This window comes from Acidovorax sp. KKS102 (assembly GCF_000302535.1).
Lineage (GTDB): Bacteria > Pseudomonadota > Gammaproteobacteria > Burkholderiales > Burkholderiaceae_C > Acidovorax.
The window spans coordinates 737,230-761,924 of sequence record NC_018708.1 but is presented as its reverse complement, the minus strand read 5'-3'; the positions used below and the strand labels follow the sequence as shown (position 1 = coordinate 761,924).

23 protein-coding genes are annotated in these 24,695 nt (G+C 64.3%); 15 read left to right on the top strand and 8 right to left on the bottom strand.

The window, feature by feature from the left end; all coding sequences use genetic code 11:
* Nucleotides 1-122 precede the first annotated feature (122 nt).
* The 3 genes from C380_RS03430 to C380_RS03420 are packed head-to-tail and all read left to right on the top strand — an operon-like array spanning nt 123 to nt 3,056.
* Nucleotides 123-686: a TRAP transporter small permease gene (locus tag C380_RS03430; protein WP_043565111.1), complete on the top strand. Its 564-nt coding sequence runs from the start codon at nt 123-125 to the stop codon at nt 684-686.
* Nucleotides 683-1,981: a TRAP transporter large permease gene (locus tag C380_RS03425; RefSeq protein ID WP_015012497.1), complete on the top strand. Its 1,299-nt coding sequence runs from the start codon at nt 683-685 to the stop codon at nt 1,979-1,981. Before C380_RS03430 ends, C380_RS03425 begins: the two co-directional genes overlap by 4 nt.
* A 37-nt stretch (nt 1,982-2,018) precedes the next feature.
* A complete protein-coding gene (locus C380_RS03420) occupies nt 2,019-3,056 on the top strand; it encodes a DctP family TRAP transporter solute-binding subunit (protein WP_015012496.1) in 1,038 nt (345 codons plus the stop codon).
* A 178-nt stretch (nt 3,057-3,234) separates the two neighbouring features.
* Here C380_RS03420 and C380_RS03415 read toward each other — a convergent pair whose 3' ends face one another.
* From C380_RS03415 to C380_RS03405, 3 genes are all read right to left on the bottom strand, one after another.
* Nucleotides 3,235-3,567, bottom strand: coding sequence for a nucleotide pyrophosphohydrolase (locus tag C380_RS03415; protein WP_015012495.1), 333 nt, complete (start codon nt 3,565-3,567; stop codon nt 3,235-3,237).
* Nucleotides 3,568-3,640: 73 nt separating this feature from the next.
* The gene (locus tag C380_RS03410) at nt 3,641-4,573 is read right to left on the bottom strand and encodes a 2-hydroxyacid dehydrogenase (protein ID WP_043566012.1); all 933 of its coding nucleotides are present in this window, start codon (nt 4,571-4,573) and stop codon (nt 3,641-3,643) included.
* Nucleotides 4,574-4,616: 43 nt separating this feature from the next.
* Nucleotides 4,617-6,461, bottom strand: a complete 1,845-nt coding sequence (locus C380_RS03405) for an ABC transporter ATP-binding protein/permease (RefSeq protein WP_015012493.1) — start codon at nt 6,459-6,461, stop codon at nt 4,617-4,619.
* Between the two features lie 128 nt (nt 6,462-6,589).
* Here C380_RS03405 and C380_RS03400 point away from each other — a divergent pair, with 128 nt between their 5' ends.
* Nucleotides 6,590-7,012 carry an acyl-CoA thioesterase gene (locus C380_RS03400; RefSeq protein WP_015012492.1) on the top strand — a complete coding sequence of 141 codons (423 nt, stop codon included), beginning with the start codon at nt 6,590-6,592 and terminating at the stop codon, nt 7,010-7,012.
* Between the two features lie 73 nt (nt 7,013-7,085).
* On the opposite strand, the gene C380_RS03395 is transcribed toward C380_RS03400, so the two are convergent.
* From C380_RS03395 to C380_RS03385, 3 genes are all read right to left on the bottom strand, one after another.
* Entirely contained in the window at nt 7,086-7,646 is a 561-nt protein-coding gene (locus C380_RS03395) for a polymer-forming cytoskeletal protein (protein ID WP_015012491.1), read from the bottom strand.
* A 420-nt stretch (nt 7,647-8,066) separates the two neighbouring features.
* Complete coding sequence (locus tag C380_RS03390) at nt 8,067-8,552, bottom strand: thioesterase family protein (protein WP_015012490.1); 486 nt, start codon at nt 8,550-8,552, stop codon at nt 8,067-8,069.
* Between the two features lie 107 nt (nt 8,553-8,659).
* Entirely contained in the window at nt 8,660-9,457 is a 798-nt protein-coding gene (locus C380_RS03385) for a crotonase/enoyl-CoA hydratase family protein (protein WP_015012489.1), read from the bottom strand.
* Nucleotides 9,458-9,745: 288 nt separating this feature from the next.
* On the opposite strand from C380_RS03385, the gene C380_RS03380 reads away from it, so the two are divergent.
* From C380_RS03380 to C380_RS03350, 7 genes are all read left to right on the top strand, one after another.
* Entirely contained in the window at nt 9,746-10,621 is an 876-nt protein-coding gene (locus C380_RS03380; protein WP_015012488.1) for a branched-chain amino acid ABC transporter permease, read from the top strand.
* 3 nt (nt 10,622-10,624) lie between these two features.
* Nucleotides 10,625-11,701: a branched-chain amino acid ABC transporter permease gene (locus tag C380_RS03375; RefSeq protein ID WP_015012487.1), complete on the top strand. Its 1,077-nt coding sequence runs from the start codon at nt 10,625-10,627 to the stop codon at nt 11,699-11,701.
* 169 nt (nt 11,702-11,870) lie between these two features.
* Nucleotides 11,871-12,710, top strand: coding sequence for an ABC transporter ATP-binding protein (locus C380_RS03370; protein WP_015012486.1), 840 nt, complete (start codon nt 11,871-11,873; stop codon nt 12,708-12,710).
* Nucleotides 12,707-13,528, top strand: coding sequence for an ABC transporter ATP-binding protein (locus C380_RS03365; protein ID WP_015012485.1), 822 nt, complete (start codon nt 12,707-12,709; stop codon nt 13,526-13,528). Before C380_RS03370 ends, C380_RS03365 begins: the two co-directional genes overlap by 4 nt.
* Nucleotides 13,529-13,698: 170 nt before the next feature.
* The gene (locus tag C380_RS03360) at nt 13,699-15,555 is read left to right on the top strand and encodes a long-chain fatty acid--CoA ligase (RefSeq protein WP_015012484.1); all 1,857 of its coding nucleotides are present in this window, start codon (nt 13,699-13,701) and stop codon (nt 15,553-15,555) included.
* A gap of 124 nt (nt 15,556-15,679) precedes the next feature.
* A complete protein-coding gene (locus C380_RS03355) occupies nt 15,680-16,846 on the top strand; it encodes an ABC transporter substrate-binding protein (RefSeq protein WP_015012483.1) in 1,167 nt (388 codons plus the stop codon).
* 127 nt (nt 16,847-16,973) lie between these two features.
* Complete coding sequence (locus C380_RS03350) at nt 16,974-18,137, top strand: acyl-CoA dehydrogenase family protein (RefSeq protein WP_015012482.1); 1,164 nt, start codon at nt 16,974-16,976, stop codon at nt 18,135-18,137.
* 87 nt (nt 18,138-18,224) lie between these two features.
* Here the strand turns inward: C380_RS03350 and C380_RS03345 are convergent, their stop codons facing one another.
* On the bottom strand, nt 18,225-18,527 hold the full coding sequence (locus C380_RS03345; protein ID WP_225581100.1) for a hypothetical protein: 303 nt from the start codon (nt 18,525-18,527) through the stop codon (nt 18,225-18,227).
* A gap of 146 nt (nt 18,528-18,673) precedes the next feature.
* On the opposite strand from C380_RS03345, the gene C380_RS03340 reads away from it, so the two are divergent.
* From C380_RS03340 to C380_RS24230, 4 genes are all read left to right on the top strand, one after another.
* The gene (locus tag C380_RS03340; protein ID WP_015012480.1) at nt 18,674-19,879 is read left to right on the top strand and encodes an acetyl-CoA C-acetyltransferase; all 1,206 of its coding nucleotides are present in this window, start codon (nt 18,674-18,676) and stop codon (nt 19,877-19,879) included.
* A gap of 23 nt (nt 19,880-19,902) precedes the next feature.
* Nucleotides 19,903-22,074 carry a 3-hydroxyacyl-CoA dehydrogenase NAD-binding domain-containing protein gene (locus C380_RS03335; protein WP_015012479.1) on the top strand — a complete coding sequence of 724 codons (2,172 nt, stop codon included), beginning with the start codon at nt 19,903-19,905 and terminating at the stop codon, nt 22,072-22,074.
* 220 nt (nt 22,075-22,294) lie between these two features.
* Nucleotides 22,295-23,032: a hypothetical protein gene (locus C380_RS03330; protein WP_015012478.1), complete on the top strand. Its 738-nt coding sequence runs from the start codon at nt 22,295-22,297 to the stop codon at nt 23,030-23,032.
* Complete coding sequence (locus C380_RS24230; RefSeq protein ID WP_015012477.1) at nt 23,032-23,577, top strand: type II toxin-antitoxin system VapC family toxin; 546 nt, start codon at nt 23,032-23,034, stop codon at nt 23,575-23,577. The genes C380_RS03330 and C380_RS24230 overlap by 1 nt, the downstream gene beginning before the upstream one ends.
* Nucleotides 23,578-23,789: 212 nt before the next feature.
* On the opposite strand, the gene C380_RS03325 is transcribed toward C380_RS24230, so the two are convergent.
* On the bottom strand, nt 23,790-24,695 hold the full coding sequence (locus C380_RS03325) for a 3-keto-5-aminohexanoate cleavage protein (RefSeq protein WP_015012476.1): 906 nt from the start codon (nt 24,693-24,695) through the stop codon (nt 23,790-23,792).

Here is a 24,695-nt window from a genome sequence, read left to right as displayed (position 1 = left end):
GCAACCCATCGCATAATAGAAAGCGGCGCCTACAGCGCTCCGCGTCGAGGCCCCTGGTGCACAACACTGCCGGGCAGGGCGACCCGCCTATCCCGTGTTTGTTCTCCTCCTCCCCCTGCCCCATGTCCTCCTCCTCTCCCCAAGGGCCTGCGACCGACGCACTGCCCGGCGCCGCGAGTCCCGAGGCCGAGCCCCGCTCGCTGCGCCTTGAAGACTGGCTCACCGTCATCGTCATGGCGGCCCTCGCACTCATCACCTTTGCCAACGTGCTGGTGCGTTACTTCACCAACTCCTCGTTTGCCTGGACCGAAGAAATCTCGGTGTTCCTGATGATCGCGCTGGCGCTCATCGCAGGTTCTGCCGCCGTGGCGCGCGACCAGCACATCCGTATCGAATACTTTGCCGAAGGCGGCTCTGCGGTGCGCAGCAAACGCCTGTCCATGCTGGGCGCGGCCACGGTGGCCCTGCTGTTTGGCGTCATCGCCGTCCTGAGCGTGCGTGTGGTGTGGGACGACTACAGCTTCGGCGAAACCTCGCCCGGCATTGGCGTGCCGCAGTGGTGGTACTCGATCTGGCTGCCTGTGTTCTCGGCGCTCATCACGGCGCGCGCCATCGGGCTGTTCATTCGCCGCAGCCGCAGCACGGTCAACGATGCCGCCCCGGCGCCCCAGGACGCGCAACCATGATCGCCACGCTGCTTTTTGTGGCCTTTTTGGGCCTGATGTTTGTGGGCGTGCCCATTGGCGCCGCGCTCGGCCTGGCCGGTGCCGCCGCCATCGCACTGGCCAATGCCGACAGCCAGTGGTTCGGCCTGCTGGCCGTGCCGCAGAACTTCTACGCGGGCCTGGGCAAATACCCGCTGCTGGCCATCCCGATGTTCGTGCTGGTGGGCTCGATCTTCGACCGCTCGGGCGTGGCACTGCGCCTCGTGAACTTTGCCGTGGCCATCGTCGGGCGCGGCCCGGGCATGCTGCCGCTGGTGGCCATTGCGGTGGCCATGTTCCTCGGCGGCATCTCGGGCTCCGGCCCGGCCAATGCAGCCGCCGTGGGCGGCGTGATGATCGCGGCCATGTCGCGTGCGGGCTACCCGCCCTCGTTCTCGGCCAGTGTGGTGGGCGCGGCTGCGGCCACCGACATCCTGATCCCGCCCTCGGTGGCGTTCATCATCTACTCGGTGCTCGTGCCGGGGGCCTCGGTGCCCGCGCTGTTTGCGGCGGGCATGGTGCCCGGCGTGCTGGCTGGTGTGGCGCTGATCGTGCCCGCCGTGTGGATGGCGCGCAAACACAAGATGGGCGCGCTGGAGGCCGAAATGCCCCGCCCCCCATTCTGGAAGAGCCTGCGCGAGGCCACCTGGGGTCTGGCAGCGCCGGTGCTGATTTTGGGCGGCATGCGTGCGGGCTGGTTCACGCCCACCGAGGCAGCCGTGGTGGCCGTGTTCTACGGCCTGTTCGTGGGCATGGTGATCCACCGCACGATCACCGTGCGCGACCTGTTTCCCATCCTGCGTGAATCGGGCGAGCTGTCGGCGGTGATCCTCATCGTGGTGTCGCTCGCGGGCATCTTTGCGTATTCACTCTCCACGTTAGGCGTGATCGACCCGGTGGCCAACGCCATCGTGAATTCGGGTCTGGGCGAGTACGGCGTGCTGGCGCTGCTCATCGTGCTGCTCATCACCGTGGGCATGTTCCTCGACGGCATCTCGATCTTCCTGATCTTCGTGCCGCTTTTGTTGCCCATCATGCAGCACTACCAATGGGACCCCGTATGGTTCGGCGTGATCCTGACCCTCAAGGTGGCGCTGGGCCAGTTCACCCCGCCGCTGGCCGTGAACCTGATGGTGTCGTGCCGCATTGCCGGTGTGCGCATGGAATCCACCGTGCGCTGGGTGGGCTGGATGTTGTTTGCCATGTTCCTCGTGATGGTGGCCGTGATCGCCTTCCCGCAACTGGCCCTGTGGCTGCCCGCCAAGCTGGGCTACTGACCTCTTTTGATGAATTTCTAACCAGGAGACTGAAACAATGAAACTGCGCACCTTCCTCACTTCGGCCGTGGCCGCTGCCGCTGCCCTTGCCTTCACTGCACCGGCTGCCATCGCGCAAACCGCGTACAAGAGCGAATACCGCATGTCGCTGGTGCTGGGCACGGCCTTCCCCTGGGGCAAGGGCGGCGAGCTGTGGGCCAACAAGGTGCGCGAGCGCACCAATGGCCGCATCAACATCAAGCTCTACCCCGGCGTGTCGCTGATCCAGGGCGACCAGACGCGCGAGTTCAGCGCGCTGCGCCAGGGCGTGATCGACATGGCCGTGGGCTCCACCATCAACTGGTCGCCCCAGGTCAAGCAGCTCAACCTGTTCTCCCTGCCCTTCCTGTTCCCTGACTACGCCGCTGTGGACGCGGTGACGCAGGGTGATGTGGGCAAGCAGATCTTCACCACGCTGGATAAGGCAGGCGTCGTGCCCCTCGCCTGGGGTGAAAACGGCTACCGCGAAATCTCCAACTCCAAGCTGGCCATCAAGAGCCCTGCCGACCTCAAGGGCCTGAAGATCCGCGTTGTGGGCTCGCCCCTGTTCCTGGACACCTTCACCGCGCTGGGCGCCAACCCCACGCAGATGAGCTGGGCCGATGCACAGCCCGCGTTTGCCAGCGGCGCCGTGGACGGCCAGGAGAACCCCATCGCCGTGTATCAGGCAGCCAAGCTGCACACCGTGGCTCAGAAGCACATCACCATGTGGGGCTACGTGAACGACCCGCTGGTGTTCGTGGTGAACAAGGACATCTGGGCTTCATGGACCCCTGCGGACCGTGAGATCGTGAAGCAGGCCGCCATCGACGCCGGCAAGGAAGAAATCGCTATTGCCCGCAAAGGCATGGTCGAGGCCGACAAGCCCCTGCTCAAGGAAATCGCGGCCAACGGCGTGACCGTCACGCAGCTGTCCGCCGCCGAGCGCGACGCGTTCGTGAAGGCCACGCGCCCCGTGTACGAAAAGTGGAAGGGCCAGATCGGCGCCGACCTCGTGGGCTCTGCCGAGAAGGCCATTGCTGCACGCAAGAAGTGACCCTTGAGTGGGTCCGTCCGTTACCGGTGCGCGACAGTCGCCCGGTGTTTGCCAAAGCCCCGCCATGGCGGGGCTTTTTGCTGGGTGGGCGCGAAAGCGACAGCTGGGGAAGCGCCCGCGATTTCACTATTCATTTGATAGCACCTAATGCATATTGCACTAGCGCTACCGGCCGCTTTCACTTCAAATCATCGGGAACTGGGTGCTTGACCGCGTTTTTGCGCAGCTTGTGCTCCACTGCCTCGGCCAGGTCCACGCCCGCGTGGTCCGCGAGCTGCAGCAGGTACAGCAGCACGTCGGCCACCTCATCGGCAATGGGCTCCTTCAGCGCCGGGTCCTCACGCACGGCGAGCGACTGCTCCGGCGTCATCCACTGAAAGATCTCGGCCAGCTCGGCCGCCTCGACCATCAGCGCCATTGCCAGGTTCTTGGGGGTGTGGAACGGCTGCCACTGCCGCTCTGCCGCAAATGCGCGCAACCGGGCCTGCAGCGCCGTCAGATCGACAGACATTCCATTGCTCCTGATTCAATAGCTACAAGCGAATATTCCACCTGCGCTAGCGGCCTGAAATACCTGAAACCCATCACACCGGCGTGACCGGTGCCTCGCCCGCCAGGTGGCGCCGGGCGTTCTCCATGAACCGGTCTACCGAGGCCTGCACGGCCTCGGGCGACCAGCCCGCCACGTGCGGTGTGAGCACCACGTTGTCCAGGTCCAGCAGCTCGGCCGGGGGCGCGGGCTCGCTCTCGTACACATCCAGGCCCGCTGCGGCTATGCGGCCTTCGCGCAGGGCTGCGGCCAGGGCAGCGGTGTCGATCACGCTGCCGCGCGCGATGTTGACCACCACGCCACGCGGGCCCAGCGCATTCAACACATCTGCGTTGACCAGATGCTTGGTACCCGCCCCCCCAGGCGTGGCGATGACAAGAAAGTCTGCCCACTCGACCAGCGCTGCCACATCGGCAAAGTAGCGGTAAGGCACATCGGTGCGGGCGCTGCGGTTGTGGTAGCCCACCTCGATCTCGAAGCCCAGGGCGCGCTGCGCAATCTTCTTGCCAATGGTGCCCAGGCCGATGATGCCCAGGCGCTTGTGCGACACATTGGGGGGCAGCGGCAAAGCGGTGCGCCAGATGCCTGCGCGGGTGGCCTTGTCCAGCGGCAGGATGCGGCGCTGTGCGGCAATCAGCAGGCCCCAGGTGTGGTCGGCCACGCAGTCGTCGTTGGTGCCTGCACCGGTGGCCACCACAATGCCGCGCGCCTTGGCATGGGCCACCGCCACGTTCTCGTAGCCTGCGCCCAGTGCGCAGATGAGGGTGAGCGCGGGCAGCGCATCGATCTGCGCCGGGCTCAGGCCCACCGAGCCGATGGTGAGCACGACCCGCACGCGGCTGCCGTGCTGCGCGATGGCAGCGGCGGCCTGCGGCGCGTCAGGGGCGTAGATCACTTCAAAGGTCTGGGCCATCTGGGCGATGTGCTCTTCAGACAAAAACATGAGGGCGAGAAGGACGGGCTTCATGGATGACAAATCGCGAAACAAATGAAAGAGAGAAAGACGCGGTTCAAGCGGAGGCATCGCTTTGCTGGAGGGACCACATGCTCGCGTAGCGGCCCCCCAAGGCCAGCAGCTGCGCGTGCGTGCCGCGTTCGATGATGCGGCCCGCGTCCATGACCAGGATCTCGTGCGCTTCCACCACCGTGGACAGGCGGTGGGCAATCACCAGCGTGGTCTTGTTCTGCGCCACGCCCTGCAGCTCGGCCTGGATGGCGCGCTCGTTGGCGGAGTCCAGCGCGCTGGTGGCTTCGTCAAAGATCAGGATGGGCGGGTTCTTGAGCAACGTGCGCGCTATCGCCACGCGCTGCTTTTCGCCGCCCGAGAGCTTGAGCCCCCGCTCGCCCACCATGGTGGCGTAACCCTTGGGCGTGCTGGCGATGAAGTCGTGGATGCGCGCGGCGCGGGCAGCGGCTTCGATCTCGTCCTGCGTGGCACCGGGGCGGCCGTAGGCAATGTTGTAGGCCACGGTGTCGTTGAACAGCACGGTGTCCTGCGGCACGATGCCAATGGCCTGGCGCACGCTGGCCTGCGTCACGCTGCGGATCTCCTGCCCCGCAATGGTGATGCGGCCTCGCTGGATGTCGTAGAAGCGGAACAGCAGCCGCGCCAGCGTGCTTTTGCCCGAGCCCGAGGGCCCGACCACTGCCACCGTCTTGCCCGCCGGAATCTCGAAGCTGATGCCCTGCAGGATGGTGCGCCCGCCCTTGGGGTCATACGCAAACACCACGTCCTCGAAGCGCACGGTGGGCTGGTCCAACCCTGCCAGCGGCTGGGCGCCGGGGGCATCGGCCACCTCGCGCTCCTTGTCCATCAGCGTGAACATCTTGTCCAGGTCGGTGAGGCTTTGCTTGATCTCGCGGTAGATCACCCCCAGGAAGTTGAGCGGGATGTAGAGCTGGATCATGAACGCGTTGACCATGACCAGGTCGCCCAGCGTCATGCGGCCATCGACCACGCCCTGCGTGGCGCGCCACAGCATGGCCACCAAGCCCACGGCAATGATGAGCTGCTGGCCGGTGTTGAGCATGGACAGCGTGGTCTGGCTCTTCAGGCGCGCACGGCGCAGGCGCTCCAGGCTTTCGTCGTAGCGGCGGGCCTCAAAGCCTTCGTTGTTGAAGTACTTCACCGTCTCGTAGTTGAGCAGCGAATCCACGGCCTTGGAATGCGCGGCCGAGTCGAACTCGTTGGCCTCGCGGCGGAACTGGGTCCGCCACTCGGTCACCAGCACCGTGAAGGTGATGTACAGCGCCAACGCCGCCAGCGTGATCCACGCAAACCAGGCGTCGAACTTGATGGCCAGCACCGACAGCACCAGCACCACCTCGACCAGCGTGGCCACCACGTTGAACAGGGTGAAGGAGATCAGCGACTCGATGCCGCGCACACCGCGCTCGATGTCGCGCGTCATGCCGCCGGTCTGCCGCTCCAGGTGAAAGCGCAGGCTCAGGGCATGCAGGTGCTCAAAGGTCTGCAGCGCAATCGAGCGCGCCGCGCCCTGGGTGGCCTTGGCAAACACCAGCTCGCGCAGCTCGGTGAACAGCGAGGTGGACAACCGCAGCGCGCCATAGGCCACCAGCAGCCCCACGGGCACCACCAGCAGCGCGGTGGGGTCACCCGGCTTCAGGCTCATGGCATCGACCAGCGTCTTAAGCAGGATGGGTACGCCCACGTTGGCGAACTTGGCGCCCACCATGAAGACGATGGCGGCGATCACGCGCCACTTGTATTGCCACAGGTAGGGCAGCAATCGGTGCAGGGTGGCCCAGTCCGACTGGACCGGCGCGGGGCTGGCGGCCGTGCCACTGGCAGTGGCACCGGCAGCGGTGGGGGCAGTTTCGCCGTGGTGGCGCATGGGGGACAATTCCGGTTGTTGTTTTTACCGACCTGGCTGATGCCCAGGTGGTTTTTCTCGGGGCGCAAGGCCTGGTGAAACCACCGGTTTCCCCAAGGATTGGCTCAGCCCCAACCGAGATTGTGCCCATGTCTGCTGTTTTCAGCCCACCACCCGCCGCATTGCCCACCGACAAGGAACTGGTGCTCAAGGTCATCCCCATGCCCGCCGACACCAACGGCAATGGCGACATCTTTGGCGGATGGGTGATGGCGCAGGTGGACTTGGCGGGCTCCGTGCTGCCCGCGCGCTACATCCAGGGTCGCATGGCCACGGTGGCGGTCAATGAATTCATCTTCAAGCAGCCCGTGCGCGTGGGCGACATCCTGTCGTTCTTCTCGGCCATCACGCGGGTGGGCAACACCTCAGTCACCGTGGAGGTGGAGGTGTATGCCGAGCGTTTTTCCGCCCAGGGGCAGTATGTGAAAGTGACCGAGGCGCGCCTGACGTACGTGGCCATCGACCACCAGGGCAGGCCGCGCCCGGTGCCGAAGCACAACGCGCCTGCGTGAGCGAATTAGTAGCAGCCCAGGTGGGTGGGCCGCGCCGGGCGGCGCCCGCCCGTGCAACGGTCCAGGGCTTGGATCAAGCCGCCAACGCGGCGGGCTCTGCCCTCAATGGCGCTGCGGCGCGCTGTGCACTGCTGGACGAGGAGGTAGAAAACCCAGCCTCGATCTCACCCGCCAGCTGGCCGCCCTCTTCCACCACGAGCTTGCCGTAGCGGATCTTGCCATTGACCTTGCCCGAGCTGTAGATCACGAGCTTCTGCCGCACGGTGAGCGTGCCGTTGAACTCGCCGTGAATCTCGGCAATGTCGATCTCGGCCGAGCCCTTGAACGCTCCGTTCTCCGAAATCTGGATCACGCGCGAGTCCATCGTGGCCTCGACGGTGCCCTCGACCACGAGGGTGTCGCAGTCGGTGATCTCCACGCCCTTGAGCTTGATGTTGGGGCCCACCGTGAGCTTGCTGCCCGAGCTGTCGCTGGCGCTGCTGGGCCTGGGGGCTGCCGCTGGGGGCACCGGCTGTGCCGATGCGGCACCGTTGTTCACCGCATTGCTCCCCAATACGGAGCCTGAGGTGGTGCTGCTGCGGGGTTGGAACGATTCGGGTTCACGCTTGCCAAAGAAGGGGTTTTGCACGGCCATCAGATCTCCTTGAAAAGAGGCCATGCTAGGTTTGCGGCGCGCAAAAAAATGCCCTCGTTACGCAAGAACCGTAACCAAACGGTTCGATGGTTGCATGCGCTTGCAGGGCTTGCGGGATCACACATCCGTAAGAGCCTGTTTACGATCTCCCAGGGGTCGCGCAGCGGTCTTTGCGGGATGGGATGCAAGGCGCGGTGCGCAGTGGATAGCTTGGCTATCCACAAGCGCCGCAACGCTGCAGACCGCCCGCAAAGGCCACTGCCCGGAGGGTTGGAGCGAAATCGGGTGATTGAACGCCCCGGTTACTTGCATGGGCATCAGCCCATGCGGCGCACCCGAGGCATCCACTCATTCCGATTGCGCTCCAACGCGATCCCCTGCGAGATCGTAAACAGGCTCTTACATCCTGCGGCGCACGCGTCAGGACACGATGTAGGCCGCCGCCCCCGCCGACATGATCTGCCCGTCTGGCCCGAGAAACTCCATGCGCGTGGTGGCAACACGGGAGCCCAGGCGCAGCACCTGCGCGCGCAGTTCGAAGTGGCTGCCAATGCCGGGGCGCAGGTAGTCGATGCGCAGGTCGATGGTGCCCAGCTTGGAAAAGCGGTGCAGGCGCTGCTCGGGCGGCTCGTCCAGGTGCTTGGCGCCAATCGCGGCCATCACGGCCAGCCCACCCATGGCGTCGAGCCCAGCGCTGATCACGCCGCCGTGGATGCGGTTGTAGGCGTAGTGGCCCACCAGGTCGGGCTTCATGTCGATGCGGCCCACCACGCCGTCAGGCGCCAGGGCGGTGATCTTGAGCCCCAGAACCTGGTTGAACACGATTTTTTCTTCAAAGATGGACTTGAGCCCGGCAATGAACTCGGGCTCGAAAGCCTGGGGCTGGGAGGGAATGGTTTTGCTCATGGTGTGCTGTGGGCGGCCCGGCGGGGCGTTGCGCCTGCCGGAGACCGATGACTCCTGTTTTTATAGCTGCTGGCGCTTGATACACCAGCACCTGCGCCCATTTTGGCTCAGAACTCGCCGTGGCGCCCTTGCCCGGCCGCAAAACGCGAGGCTCCGCGCAGCGCCTCGGCCAGGCATTCCCGGCCACCCGCCCACTCCCGCAGCAGCGCCTGCTGCAGGGGCAAGCCCTCGGCGGCCAGCGCGCTGGCACGGTCGGCACGCAAGGTGGGCTGCGGAAAGGCGGCCAGCTGGTGGGCCAGCGCCAGGGCGGCTTCCAGCGCCTGCCCAGTGGGCACCACGCGATTGCACAGGCCCATGCGCAGGGCCTCGTCGGCCTCGACCTTGCGACCGGTCAGGATCAAGTCCAGCGCATGCGACAGGCCCACCAGGCGCGGCAGCCGCACGGTGCCGCCATCAATCAGAGGTACGCCAAAGCGGCGGCAGAACACGCCCATGTACGCGTCCTCTGCCATCACGCGCAGGTCGCACCACAGCGCCAGCTCCATGCCGCCCGCCACCGCCGCGCCTTCGATGGCCGCGATCACCGGCTTGGACAACTGCAGACGGCTGGGCCCCATGGGCCCGGGCGGGTGGACGGTATCGGCCGTGAAGTCCAGCGTGTCTGCGAGCGCCTCAGGGGTGACGCCGTCGGCCAGCAAACGCGCGCCCGATTGCAGGTCCCAGCCCGCGCAGAAATGCCCGCCAGCCCCCTGGAACACCGCCACATGGGCACTGTCGTCTTGCTCAAAGGCCACAAAGGCAGCGTGCAGCGCGTGGGCGGTCCCGGCATCGACGGCGTTGCGCACGCCAGGCCGGCGCAATGTCACCAGCGTGACACCACCTTGCGTTTCAACCTCTACCGACATGTGCGTCTCCTGTGGCGGGGGGGCCGAAACCTGCTCTCCCACCCGACGTTATTCCTATTGCGCAGGGTGCAGCACTGCGTCAATATGCGCCGCAACCTGCTCACAGGCCCCATCAGGGTTAGCCCCGAGTGCGGTCTGTGCCGGGCACGTGCACCATTATTTATGCAAAGCAATCGCTTTGTAAAAATATTCTGCAGGTCTTGTGCCCACAGGGTTTCACAAAGTGCGTGCTGCCAGCCGCCACACGCTTTGCGCCCACCGGCTCAGGTCTCAATCTGGAGAGCCAGTGTGCAATTTGTGCAACTGTTGATCAGCGGTGTCTCCCAGGGGTGCATCTATGGCCTGATCGCGCTGGGCTTTGTGCTCATCTACAAGGCCACGGAGACCGTGAGCTTTGCCCAGGGCGAACTCATGATGCTCGGCGCCTTCTGCGGGCTGGCACTCATGACGGTGCTGGGCTTTCCCTTCTGGGTGGCGGTGATCGCCAGCATCCTGGCCATGGGCTGCTTCGGCGTGGTGCTGGAGCGCGCCGTGATCCGCCCCATCCTCGGCCAGCCCGCCTTCTCCATCGTCATGCTCACCATCGGCATCGGCTACGTGTTGCGCGGGCTGGTGACCATGATCCCCAACATCGGCACCGAGACGCACACGCTGCCCGTGCCCTACAAGGACCTGTCGTTTCGCCTCGGTGCGCTGGTGCTCAACGCCGAGCAGCTGGTGGTGATTGGCGCCACGGGCGTGCTGTGCGCGCTGCTGTTCGCCATGTTCCGCTACAGCAAGCTGGGCATTGCCATGCAGGCGTCGTCGCAGAACCAGCTGGCCGCGTACTACATGGGCATTCCGGTGCAGCGGCTCAACGGCCTGGCCTGGGGGCTGGCCGCTGCGGTGGCGGCGGTGGCGGGCCTGCTGCTGGCGCCCATCACCTTCGTGCACGCCAACATGGGGCTGATCGGTCTCAAGGCCTTCCCGGCCGCCGTGGTGGGGGGCTTTGGCAGCCTGCCCGGCGCCATCGTCGGCGGACTGGTGATCGGCATCGTCGAATCGCTCTCGGGCTTCTACCTGCCCGATGGATTCAAGGACACGGCCGCGTACATCGTGGTGCTGATCATGCTGATGGTCAAACCGAATGGACTCTTCGGCGAGAAGCTGAGAAAGAAAGTCTGACCCATGCGCTTTCTCTTCAAGACCTCGTACGAGCAAGACATTCGCCTCGCCAAGCATGGCGGCCATGTGTTCTGGTACAGCCTCCTGTGCCTGGCCCTCGTCGCCGCGCCCTGGGTGGCGCCTGAATACTGGCTGGCTCAGCTCACCTTTGTGCTCATCTACGCCATCGTGGGCCTGGGGCTGATGCTGCTGGCGGGCTTCACGGGGCTGTTCTCGCTAGGGCATGCGGCGTTTTTGGGGGTGGGGGCGTACACCCAAGCGGTACTCACGGGCATGGGCTGGCCGTTTGCGCTGTCGCTGGCCTGCGCGGCGGGGCTGTCGGCTGCGGTGGGGGTGGTGGTGGGGTTGCCCGCGCTGCGCGTGAAGGGCATCTATCTGGGCATGGCCACGCTGTCGTTCGGCTTTATTGTGGAAGAGGTGTTTGCGCGCTGGGAGTCGGTGACCGGCGGCAACTCGGGCAAGCACCTGGTGCCGCCACAGATCGCGGGCTACTCATTCGAGACCACGGAGTCGTTCTACTTCTTGTGCCTGGTGATCGCGGTGGTGAGCACGCTCGCCATCCTGAACCTGCTGCGCTCGCCCACAGGTCGCGCGTTTGTCGCCATCCGTGATTCAGAGATTTCGGCACAGAGCATGGGCATCCACCTCGCGCGCTACAAGACGCTGTCGTTCTCCATATCGGCCGCGCTCGCAGGCATCGGCGGGGCGTTGTACGCGCACAAGCTGCAGTTCATCTCGCCCGACCAGTTCAACATCCTGCAGTCCATCGACCTGCTGCTGATGATCGTGATCGGTGGGCTGGGCTCGGTGCACGGCGCCTTTTTGGGTGCGATCTTCCTGATCTCCATGCCGCAGCTCATCTCCCTGGGCAAGGACTGGTTGCCAGACTCCATCGGCCAGTCACCCGGCCTGCAGGCGGTGGTGTACGGCGTGGTGCTGATTGCGTTTGTGCTGTTCGAGCCCATGGGCTTGTATGGCCGCTGGCTCAAGGTGCGCACCTGGCTGCAGATGTTCCCGTTCTACCGCAAGGGCCTGTTCAAGCGGCAGAAGTCGTTCCAGAAATCGGATCGCTTGAAATGAGACACCCCCCTGAGTCGCTTCGCGCCTTCCCCCCGCTCTCGCTTCGCTGCGCTGCGCGGGCAGGGGGACAACGCCCTCGCTGCGGGGCGGCCCTTGCTCGGCGTTCTTGGCCTAGGCCACGCCAGTCTCAACCCACACGCAACAGTACGAGCGCAATGGAGGGAGCACTGTGACGACCGATGTGCTTCTCAGCGCCCAGAACCTCAGCGTGCGCTTTGGCGGCGTGCTGGCGGTCAACAACGTGAGCTTTGACGTGCGGCGCGGCGAGGTGTTCACCCTCATCGGCCCCAACGGCGCGGGCAAGACCACGGTGTTCAACCTCATCAGCCGCATCTACACGCCCACCACCGGCACCATTGCCTATGCGGGCCCCGGCGGCGCCATGCTGCCGCTCACCGACCAGCCGCCCCACAAGGTGGCGGGCCTGGGCATTGCGCGGACGTTTCAGAACATCGAGCTGTTTGAGCACGCCAGCGTGCTGCACAACCTGCTGATCGGCCGCCACACCCGGCAGCACAGCAGCCTGTGGGCCGAGATGTTCTTCACGCGCAAGGTGCGTGAGGGCGAAGTTCAGGCGCGCGAGAAGGCCGAGCAGGTCATCGACTTTCTCGACCTGCAGCACTACCGCGACACCATGGTGGCCGGCCTGCCCTACGGCGTGCGCAAGGTGGTGGAGCTTGCGCGCGCGCTGTGCACCGAGCCGCAGCTGCTGCTGCTCGACGAGCCCTCTTCGGGCCTGAACGTGGAAGAGACCGACGACATGGCCTTCTGGATCCAGGACATCCAGCACGAGCTGGGCATCACGGTGCTGATGGTGGAACACGATATGTCGCTGGTGTCCAAGGTGTCCGACCGCGTGCTGGCCATGAACCAGGGCGAGGTGGTGGCCATGGGCACGCCGCGCGAGGTGCAGACGCACCCAGGGGTGATCGAGGCGTACCTGGGCACCATCGATGACGTGAGCAACCTGCGCCGGCCTGCGGGTTCCAGCATGGGAGTCCGCACATGAACGCCGTGCTGTCCACCCCCGCCACCAGCCCGGCAGCCAGCGCCGCCGACCAGCCCCTGCTGCGCCTGCAGAATGTGGAGAGCGCCTACGGTCCCATCAAGGCCATCCGGGGCGTAAGCCTGCAGGTGCGGCGCGGCGAAATCGCCGCCGTGCTGGGCAGCAACGGGGCGGGCAAGACCACCATCCTCAAGACCATCAGCGGCATCATCGACCCCCGCAAGGGCTCCATCGAATTCCAGGGCGCCGACATCACCGCCAACGACCCAGCCGCGATCGTGCGCAGGGGACTCATGCATGTGCCCGAGGGGCGCGAGGTGTTCCCGCTGCTGTCCGTGCGTGACAACCTGCTGATGGGCGCCTACACCCGCGCCGACAAGGACGCAGTGGCGCGCGACATCGAGACGGTGTTCGGCTACTTCCCCATCCTGAAGGAGCGCGCCGCGCAGGATGCGGGCCTGCTCTCGGGCGGGCAGCAGCAGATGCTGGCCATCTCGCGCGCACTCATGGCCAACCCCGAACTCATCCTGCTGGACGAGCCCAGCCTGGGCCTCTCCCCCAAGCTCACCAAGGAGATCTTCGAGATCGTGGTGCGCATCAACCGCGAGCGCGGCACCACCATTCTGCTGGTGGAGCAGAACGCCAACATGGCGCTCAACGCATCGGACTACGGCTATGTGCTGGAGAACGGCCGCATCGTGATGGAAGACAGCTGCGAGCGCCTGCGCGAGAAGGACGACATCAAGGAGTTCTACCTCGGCATGAAGGACGAAGGCGTGCGGGGCGAGCGGCGGTGGAAGAAGAAAAAGACCTGGAGATGACATGAAGCTCCCCCTGAGTCGCTTCGCGCCTTCCCCCTCTCTCGAATCGCTGCACGAGTCGGGAGGGAGACGCCCCCAGCGCGGCGGGGCGGCCCTTGCGCGGGGGCACTGGCCTTGGCCCCGCCAGTTTCATACGCTGCAAATCAAGCAATGCGGAGTGGACCACTGACATGTCGAATCTTTGGGACCTCGATCACATCCAGCCCGCAGGCACCGACGTGCTGGCGGGCGACACCATCGCCGCCATGTTCTGGAACGCTGTGGCCGAGCGCGGCCCGCGCGTGTGGATGCGGCAAAAAGAGCTGGGCATCTGGAAGAGCTGGACCTGGGACCAGACGGCCGAGGCCGTGCGCGAGATTGCCGGCGGCCTGATGTCGCTGGGCTTTGCGCCGGGTGAGTGCGCATCCATCCTTTCCAACACCAACATCGAATGGGTGCTGGCCGACCTGGCCGTGCTGAGCTGCGGCGGCGTGGCCAACGGCATCTACCCCACCGATGCGGCGGCGCAGGTGCACTACCTGTGTGAAGACTCGCGCACCACCGTGCTGTTTGTGGAAGACGACGAGCAGCTCGACAAGGCGCTGGAAGTGCGCAACAACCTGCCCCTGCTGCGCAAGGTGGTGGTGTTCGACATGGAAGGCCTGCGCAGCCTGAACGACCCCGATGTGCTGAGCCTTGCGGCCCTGCGCGATCTGGGCCGCGCCTGGAATACACAACACCCCGACGCACTGATGCAGCGCGTCAAGGCCTGCCGCCCCGAAGACCTGGCCATTCTGGTCTACACCTCGGGCACCACCGGCAAGCCCAAGGGCGCCATGCACACACACGGCGCACTGACCTACACCGTACGAGGCTACAACACGCTCATCTCGCGCAGCGAGGCGGACGAGACCATGTGTTTTCTGCCGCTGTGCCACATCGCCGAGCGCATGGGCGGTGAATACTTCTCGCTCTACACCGGTGCGCGCCTGAACTTTGTGGAGAACCCCGACACCGTGCCCGAAAACGTGCGCGAGATCGCACCCACGGTGTTCACTGCCGTGCCGCGGGTGTGGGAGAAGTTCTATTCCGGCGTGATGATTGCCCTGAAGGAATCCACGCGGCTGCAGCAGGCGGCCTATGCCTGGTCGATTGGTGTGGGCACGCGCATTGCAGACCGCGTTCTGGCGGGCCAGCCGGTGGGTGGCCTGCTGAAGGCGCAGTTCATGCTCGCGCGCTTTCTGGCGCTGAACAATGTGCGCAAGCTCATCGGCATCCACCGCGCCCGCTTCCTGGTCACGGGGGCCGCACCCATTTCGCCCGAGCTGGTGAAGTGGTACCTGGCCCTGGGCGTGCCCATGCTGGAGGTGTGGGGCATGACCGAGACCTGTGGCGCATCCACGGGCGTGCCCGCTACCCGCATCAAGCCCGGCTCCATCGGTCCGGCAGCCAGCTACAACGAGGTGCGCATCGACCCCACCACCGGCGAGATCCTGGTGCGCGGCCCCAATGTGTTCAAGGGCTACCTCAACCAGCCTGAGAAGACGGCCGAAACCATCGACCCTGACGGCTGGCTGCACACGGGCGATGTGGGCGCCATCGACGCCGATGGCTACCTGCGCATCACCGACCGCATGAAGGACATCATCATCACGGCGGGTGGCAAGAATATCACGCCCAGCGAGCTGGAAAACGAGCTCAAGTTAAGCCCGTACATCACCGATGCGGTGGTCATTGGCGACAAGCTGCCCTACCTCACGGTGATCATCATGATCGACCAGGAGAACGTGGAAAAGTATGCGCAGGACCACGACGTACCGTTCTCCAACTACGCCAGCCTGACCCGCACGCGCGAGGTTCAGGAGCTGATCCAGGGCGAGATCGACCGCGTCAACACCAAGTTCGCCCGTGTGGAGCAGATCAAGAAGTTCTTCCTGCTCGACACCCAGCTCACGGCCGAGGATGAAGAGCTGACGCCCACCATGAAGCTCAAGCGCAAGCTGGTGCAGCAGAAATACGCCCCCCAGATCGAGGCCATGTACCGGTAGGCGCGCGCGGCAAGCAACCACAGGCCACGCCCATCAGGATAGGGAAAGTGCTGGTGCCCCACCCGGGGCATCGTTCTATAACGAGCGATCGTTTTTGTTTCGATCCAACCGAAGGAGACGTGCCATGAAGTTTCATCACATCGCCGCGCTGGCCCTCGTGGCCATGGCCGGTGCCTCCGCCCAGGCGCAGCCCAGCCAGGGCGTGAGCAAGGACACCATCACGCTGGGCTCCATCCAGGATCTTTCGGGCCCGCTGGCGGGGTTTGGCAAGCAGGTGCGACTGGGCATGATGCTGCGCGTGGACGAGGCCAACGAGCAAGGCGGCGTGAACGGCCGCAAGCTGGACCTGAAAGTGGAAGACTCGGGCTACGACCCCAAGAAAGCCGTGCTGGCCGCGCAGAAGCTTGTCAACCAGGACAAGATCTTTATGATGATCGCGCACATCGGCACCGCGCAGAACCTGGCCGCCATGCCCGTGCAGTTCAGCAAGAACGTGATCAACTTCTTCCCCGTGACGGCCGCGCGGGAAATGTACGAGCCCTTCCACAAGCTCAAGTATTCGTTTGCCGCCACTTACTACGACCAGATTCGCCTGGCCGCGCCCAAGCTCATCAAGGAAAAGGGCGCCAAGAAGATCTGCACCATTTATCAGGACGATGAGTTTGGCCTGGAGGTGATGCGCGGCGGCGAGGCAGCACTCAAGTCCATCGGCATGGACTTCACCGAGAAGACCTCCTACAAGCGCGGCGCCACCGACTTCTCCTCGCAGGTCGCCAAGATGAAATCGTCCGAATGCGACTTCGTGATCCTGGGCACCATCATCCGCGAGACGATTGGCACGATTGCCGAGGCGCGCAAGACCGGTTTCAGCCCCACCTTCCTGGGCTCCAGCGCGGCGTACACCGACCTCATCCACAAGCTGGGTGGCAAGCCGATGGACGGCCTCTACGCCACCATGACCGTGCAACATCCGTACCTGGATGAAGCTAGCCAGCCTATCCGCTTCTGGGCCAACAAGTACAAGACCAAGTTCAATGAAGACCCCACCGTCTTCTCGGTCTACGGCTACAACGCCATCGATGCCTTCATCAAGGCCGCCCAAAAGGCAGGCCCCAATCTGAGCACCGACAGCTTCATCAAGGCCATGGACACCATGGTGATACCGCCCGATATGTTCGGCAGCGCCGAGGGCACCTTTGGCCCGCAAAAGCGCCTGGGCAGCGACCTCTCGCGCCTGTCGCAGATCCAGGACGGAAAGTGGAAGGTGGTCTCCGACTACGTCAAGCCATGAGCGCCTGATCCGCTTCCTTCAAGCCGCCTTCGGGCGGCTTTTGCGTTTCAGGGGGTGCATCCGGGCCCAGTCAGTGGCAGAATTTAACCAAGCAGTAACTTTGCATAAATAACCTGGTTGCCCCACCATGATCGAACGCACCCTCTTCCAGCCCGACCACCAGGCCTTTGCCGACAGCTTTCGCCGCTTTATCGAAAAAGAAGTGACGCCCCTCCATGCCGACTGGGAAGACCAGGGCTACGTGGCGCGCGAGGTGTGGAGCCAGGCGGGCGCTCATGGCTTTCTGTGCATGAGCCTGCCCGAGGAATACGGAGGCGCCGGGGCCGACAAGCTGTACTCGGTGGCGCAGATGGAAGAACTGGCGCGCGCGGGCACCACCGGTATCGGCTTTGGCCTGCACAGCGAGATCGTGGCGCCGTACATCCTGCACTACGGCACCGAGGCGCAAAAACAAAAGTACCTGCCGCAGATGGCCAGCGGCGCCATGGTGGGCGCCATCGCCATGAGCGAGCCCGCCGCAGGCAGTGATCTGCAAGGCATCAAGACCACCGCCATCAAAAGCGCAGATGGGTCGCACTATTTGCTGAACGGCAGCAAGACCTTCATCACCAACGGCTGGCATGCCGACCTGGTGATCGTGGTCGCCAAGACCGACCCGGCGGCGGGCGCCAAGGGCACCAGCCTGTTGCTGGTGGAGCGCGGCATGCCCGGCTTTGAGAAAGGCCAGCGCCTCAAGAAGATGGGCATGAAGGCGCAGGATACGTCCGAGCTGTTCTTCAACGACGTGAAGGTGCCCGCAGAGAATCTGCTGGGTGGCCCCGCCATGGAAGGGCGCGGCTTTATCTGCCTGATGGAGCAGCTGCCCTGGGAGCGCCTGCAGATTGCCATCACCGCCGTGGCTGCCGCCCAGGCAGCCATCGACTGGACGCTGGACTACGTCAAGCAGCGCAAGGTCTTTGGCCAGAGCGTGGCGTCATTTCAGAACACCCGCCACACCCTGGCCGAGCTGCAAACGAAGGTGCAGGTGGCCCGTGTGTTCGTGGACAAATGCTGTGAGCTGATCCTGCGCGATCAGCTCGACACCGAAACCGCCAGCATGGCCAAGTACTGGACGACCGACCTGCAGTGCAAGGTGATGGACGAATGCGTTCAGCTGTTTGGCGGCTACGGCTACATGTGGGAATACCCCATCACCCGCGCCTATGCCGACGCACGCGTGCAGCGCATTTATGGCGGCACCAATGAGATCATGAAAGAAGTGATTGCGCGGGCCATGGGCCTGGGCAAATAGTCGCATGCACGACCGCGCCATGAGCCACGCAGTGCACGACGCCCAGCGCAACGCCCTTCGCAACGTACCAGTGGGCGCCGAATACCGTTACAGATACCAGGCGGCGCGCGCTTCCTCAGGGCTGAGTGGCGCACCGGGGCGGCGGTCGGTGACATTCAGCCAGGAGCGCACACCCTGGCTGCCGCTCAGCGCGCGCATCAGCAGCAAGCCTGCGCCAATGCCGCGTATGGCCGCCGAGCTGCGGCTGGGCGCCATGAAGGCCGCCACCGCCAGCGCGCTGGATGCTGCCAGCACGACATGGTGCTCCAGCGCAAACCCTTCGCGCGTGTCGTCGTATTCGATGGCGCTGCGCGCGATGCGCTGCAATGCAGGGGATGTATTTCGTTCCATAGCCAGAAATGTAGATAGCAACCGCCGAAAGATAGTGCAAAAACCACTGCACCCGCGTCAGAAAGCACCTTGTAGCGGCGTGGGCCAGCCCAGCGGCTTCACCACGATACCCGCTTGAAGTTCAGAGAAACCACCGGAGACCACTCATGACCGAAGCCTATGTATTCGACGCGCTGCGCACCCCGCGCGGCAAGGGCAAAAAGGACGGCACCCTGCACGAGGTCAAGCCCATCGACCTGCTGGTGGGCCTGCTGACCGAGCTGCAAGCGCGCCACCGCTTTGATACCGCCGCGGTGGACGACGTGGTCATGGGCATCGTCTCGCCCGTGGGCGAGCAGGGCTCGGTGCTGCCCAAGGTGGCAGCGCTCAAGGCCGGGTGGGACTTTCGCTGTGCGGGCGTGCAGGTCAACCGCTTCTGCGCGTCGGGCCTCGAAGCCGTGAACCTGGCCGCACAAAAAGTGAAGAGCGGCTGGGAGGACCTGGTGGTGGCGGGCGGCGTGGAGAGCATGAGCCGCGTGCCCATCGGCTCCGACGGCGGCGCCTGGGCGCAAGACCCAGAGACCAACTCCGCCACGCTGTTCGTGCCGCAGGGCATCGGTGCCGACCTGATCGCCACGCTGGACGGCTACACCCGCGCCGACGTGGACGCCTTCGCGCTCGAATCGCAGCGCCGCGCCACTGCCGCGCGCGCAGCCGGCTACTTCAAGAACTCCGTCGTGCCCGTGCGCGACTTCATTGGCCAGACCATCCTGGCCGAAGACGAATTCATCAAGCCCAAGACCACCCTCGAAGGCCTGGGCGCGCTCAAGCCCTCGTTCGAGCAACTGGGCGGCATGGGCTTTGACGCCGTGGCGCTGCAGCGCTACCCACAGGTGGAGCGCATCCACCATGTGCACCACGCGGGCAACTCGTCGGGCATTGTGGATGGCGCCGCCGCCGTGCTCATCGGCAACGAGGCCGCCGCCAAGGCCCATGGCCTCACGCCCCGCGCACGCATCGTGGCCACGGCGCTCAGCGGCGCCGACCCCACCATCATGCTCACCGGTCCCGTGCCCGCTGCCAAGAAGGCGCTGGCCCGTGCGGGCATGACCATCGACCAGATCGACCTGTTTGAAGTGAACGAAGCCTTCGCCGCCGTGCCCATGCGCTTCATGCGCGAGCTGGGCGTGCCCCACGACAAGGTCAACGTGAACGGCGGCGCCATCGCCATGGGCCACCCGCTGGGCGCCACAGGCGCCATGATCCTCGGCACCCTGATTGACGAACTGCACCGCCGGGGCCAGCGCTATGGCCTGGCCACGCTGTGCGTGGGCGGCGGCATGGGCATTGCCACCATCGTCGAGCGAATCTGATTGACTGGGAAGGAGACAACAACATGCAAACCATCCGCTACGAACTCATCCCCGCCCAGGGCACCGACGGCGAAGTTGTCGTCATCACCTTTGACGAAACCAACTCCCCCGTCAACACCATGTGCCGCCAGTGGCAGCAAGAGCTGGGCGAGGTCACGGCCCAGGTGCTGGGCGACCGCGAACGCTTGGGCCCCGCGCTCAAAGGCATCGTGCTGGCATCGGCCAAGACCAGCTTCTTTGCCGGTGCCGACCTCAAGGCCACCATGCGCCTCACACCCGCCGATGCGCCCAACGCGTTTGGCGAAATCGAGCGCATGAAGAAGCACTTCCGCACGCTCGAAACGCTGGGTATCCCCGTGGTGGCCTGCCTCAATGGCGCAGCGCTGGGCGGTGGGTGGGAGGTGGCGCTGGTCGCCCACTACCGCATCGCCGTGGCCGACCCCAAGATCCAGTTCGGCCTGCCCGAAGTCACGCTGGGCCTGATGCCCGGCGCCACCGGCGTGACCAAGATGACGCGCCTGCTGGGGCTGATGGGCGCGCAGCCCTACATCCTGGAAGGCAAGCTCTTCAACCCCGCCGAGGCGCTGGAACTGCAACTGGTGCACGAGCTGGTCGCTACGCGCGAGCAACTGCTGCCCGCCGCGCTGGCCCACATCGCCACCCACCCACACGCGGTGCATCCGTGGGACGACAAAAACTACAAGATGCCCGGCGGCACGCCGGCCAACCCCAAGATCGCGGGTGCCCTGACGGTGGCGCCCGCCATGCTCAAGAAGACCACGCGCGGCCGCTACCCCGCGCCCGAGGCGGCCCTCGCCGCGATGGTCGAAGGCGCCATGGTGGACTACGACACCGCCCTGCGCATCGAAAGCCGCTACCTCGCCCGCCTGATGACCGGCCCCGTGGCGCGCAACATGATCAACACGTTCTTCTTCGACATGAACGCGATCAAGAGCGGCAAGTCTCGCCCTGGCTCGGCCCCACGCTACAAGCCGCAAAAGGTCGGCATCCTGGGCGCGGGCATGATGGGCGCAGGCATCGCCTGGGCCCAGGCCAGCCGGGGCATTGCCACCGTGCTCAAGGACGTGAGCACGGAGAAGGCCGAAGCTGGCAAGGCCTACAGCGCCAAGCTCACCCAGGCCCGCGTGGACAAAGGCCGCATGACGGCCGAGGCGCAGCAGGCGCTGTTGGCCCGTATCACCCCCACGGCCAGCGCGGCCGACTTGGCAGGCTGCGACCTCATCATCGAAGCCGTGTTTGAAAACCGCGACCTCAAGGCCAAGGTCACCCAAGAGGCTGAGCCACAACTCGCGCCCGGCGGCTTCTTTGCCAGCAACACCTCCACCCTGCCCATCAGCGGCCTGGCCACGGCCAGCAGCCGGCCCGAGAAGTTTGTCGGCATCCACTTCTTCAGCCCCGTGGACAAGATGAAGCTGGTCGAGATCATCCGCGGCAAACAGACGGACGACGAAACCGTGGCCCGCGCGTTCGACTACGTGCAGGCCTTGGGCAAAGTGCCCATCGTCGTCAACGACTCCCGCGGCTTCTACACCAGCCGCACCTTCGGCACCTTTGTGATGGAAGGCGCCGCCATGCTGGGCGAAGGCATCCCCGCCGCCGCGATTGAAAACGCAGCCATGCAGGCCGGCCTGCCCGTGGGCCCCTTGGCCGTGCTGGACGAGACCGCGCTGACCCTGAGCGTGCATGTGCTGGACCAGACCCGTGCCGACTACGCCGCCGAAGGCAAGACCTACACCGCCACACCCGGCGAGCTGCTGGTGGAGCGCATGGTCAAGGAACTGAAGCGCCCTGGCCGCGCCGGTGGCGGCGGTTTTTATGACTACCCCGCAGGCGCCAAGAAGCACCTGTGGCCCGAGCTGAAGCCTCTGTTCGAAAAGCCGGGTGTGGAATGGAGCGTGCAGGAGATTCAGGACAGGCTGCTCTACCGCCAGGCCATCGAAACCGCGCGCTGCCTGGCCGAGGGCGTGCTGACCAGCGTGCATGACGCGAACATCGGGTCGATATTTGGGATTGGGTTTCCGGCGTGGACGGGGGGGGCGATGCAGTTTGTTTATGGAACTGGGATGGAGACGTTCCTGAAGCGCGCGGATGAACTGGCGGCGAAGTATGGAACCGGCTTTTCTCTAGATGCGAAAGCTCGAGAGACTGTGGAAAGGTATCGTCCGAGTTATTAGTACAACCTCCATCAGTCGACGCCGACCAAGCTCATTCAGGGTGCTCTGCGTTGGGTCCGTCACGCCCCGAAAGCAATGACTGCGAGCTGCTGCGCCAAAAGATCGTTGAACAGCATTTCAAGGCAACCTAAGCTAATCAGACTTACGCTAGGCAGTAACACAAGCAAGGCGTGCTAGGCTGGGCGCCATACTGAATATTTGTCGCGCTGAGGAGCGTTTGATGAAACCTCTCGACTGGAGCTACGAACTGCATGTATTTGGCACCAAGCCAAAGGCACTGCCGTTGCTGGACTTCGGCGAACTGGCGAAACGTTTTGCTGAGTTGCTTGGCAGCCCCGGGGCTGTTCACTTCGGAGCACTTCGCACGGGCAGTGCCCGCATTCAGGCCAAAGTTGATGAACCTGCTGCTGTAGCTGTACAGATGCAATTGGTTGAAGCTCGATCCAAGGGGCAAACCATGACAAAGGTAGTTCGCATCGACGAGTACCTGCGCGCAAAAGGTTGGCATGGCGAAGTTCGCAATCGAGACGGCGCTACCTTGTTGGCATTTCCTGGTGCGCTGAACGTCACTGCCCCGCAAGAAGAACGCGTCGTCCAGCAAGTGGATAGCGTAGTTGGCAAAGTGATCAAGATCGGGGGGCGGGACGAGACTGTTCCCATGACCCTCGAAACGCCCGAAGGTGAATACATTGACGTGACTATTCGAGGGCGGGAGTTAGCAAAAAGGCTGGCCCACTATCTGTTCGGAGCTGAGATCAGAGTCCACGGCCTCGCAACATGGAAACGGGATAGCGATGGCCAATGGTCCTGCACAGGCGTACTTGTCGATGAGTTCGTGGAGTTGGACGGAACGCCAATAGTTGATCTCCTGGAGCGCTTGAGTGAGCTGCCAGGCAATGATTGGCACAAGGTGGGTGATCCGATTGCCGAATGGAAGAAGTCGCGGGGAGAAGACTAATGCGCGTACTTGTGGACACCAATGCACTGATCTACCTGCTAGACAAGCGCTCACCACGGAATATTCAGGATCGGCTAAAGGGGTTGGTCGAAGACATTGACAAGACGCGAGGTCAACTAATCATCCCCACCCTGGTCGTCACCGAATATTTGGTTGGCGCAGGGTCTGCTGGCAAAGCCCTGCTCGACGCGCTGATGAGTAGCCGCTTCGTATTGGTCGCACCTTTTGATCATGTGGCGGCAGAAGAATGCGCAGCGATGCAAGCGACCGCAAACGCCACAGGCAACAAGCGCCATCCTCTGGGACGCAATACTGCCTGGCAAAAGGTCAAGGTTGATCGGCAAATATTGGCGATTGCAAAGGTACGCAACGCCTCCGTCGTTGCAGATGATGAAGATGTCTGCAAATTGGCGAAAGACTGGGGTATCCCATTTGCAACCACTTCGGAGCTACCCCTCCCCGAATGGGCCAAGCAGCTTCATTTGGTCGGTGTTCCTCCGCCATCAATCAATTCACCAACGACCTTAAGGCCGATCAAGGTTTAGCGCCGAGATTGGAAACCAACATGTCGGCTGTAGGTAGAGAACCCCTCGTCCTTGCAAATTGATCGCGCCCCGATCAATTTGCAAGGAAACGGCCGAGGATCTACCTCATCACGACCATGCGATCCGATCGCTATTTAATGTGTAGCTATTAGTGCTTATCCATTAAGCGCTAGAGGCCAAAAACACCTAAAACCGCGAGGTATCGACACCCATCAAAGCGCAGTCGCAGCCTCCAACGGTTTCAACCCCAACATCCCCCGCGCCTCCTCCGGCGAAGCCACCCTCCGCCCCGCATTGCGCGCGTACTCCGCCAGTTTCTCAATCAACGGCCCATTCGAATCCGCCTTGGTCCCATCCGGCAGATAGAACGTGTCCTCCAGCCCCGAGCGCAAATGCCCACCCAGCTCGGCCACGCGCTGGTGCACGGGCCAGATCTCGCTGCGGCCGATGACGGTGGCTTGCCAAGGGGCGTCCTTGATTTTCAGCTTGAGCAAGATGGGCAGCAGGTCCGGGTCGGCGGGCATGCCGGATTCGACGCCCATCACAAAGTTGTACTCGGGCAGGCGCTCGGTGTACATGCCGGTCTGCACATACATCTCCACGCAGCGCACGATGCCCACGTCAAAGCATTCGAACTCGGGCAGCGTGCCGGTTTCCAGCATCACGTCGATGAAGTCCTTGACCTTGGCGGGCTGGTTGTCGAACAGCATGGGCGGCCAGGCCCAGGTGCCGTTGCTGCGCACCTTCAGGTAGTTGAGCGAGCCTGCGTTGCACGCGGCCATCTCGGGGCGGGTGGCGCGCAGGCAATCCAGCGGGCCCTGGTAATTGGGGCCGACCACGCCGGTGGTCTGATTGATGATCAAACCCGGGCAGGCCTCGCGCATGGCCTGCACGCAGTCGCGCGCCACCTGCGGGTCCCAGCTGGGCAGGTGGCCTTTGCCGGGCTCCTGGTTGCGAAAGTGCACGTGCACCACGGCCGCGCCTGCGTCGTAGGCGCGGCGGGCTTCTTTTGCCAATTGCTCGGGCGTGACGGGCACGTGATGCTGGCCGGGGTCGGTCAGCACGCCGGTGATGGCGCAGGTGATGATGGCTTTGTTGCCGTGGTCGGTGCTGTGCAT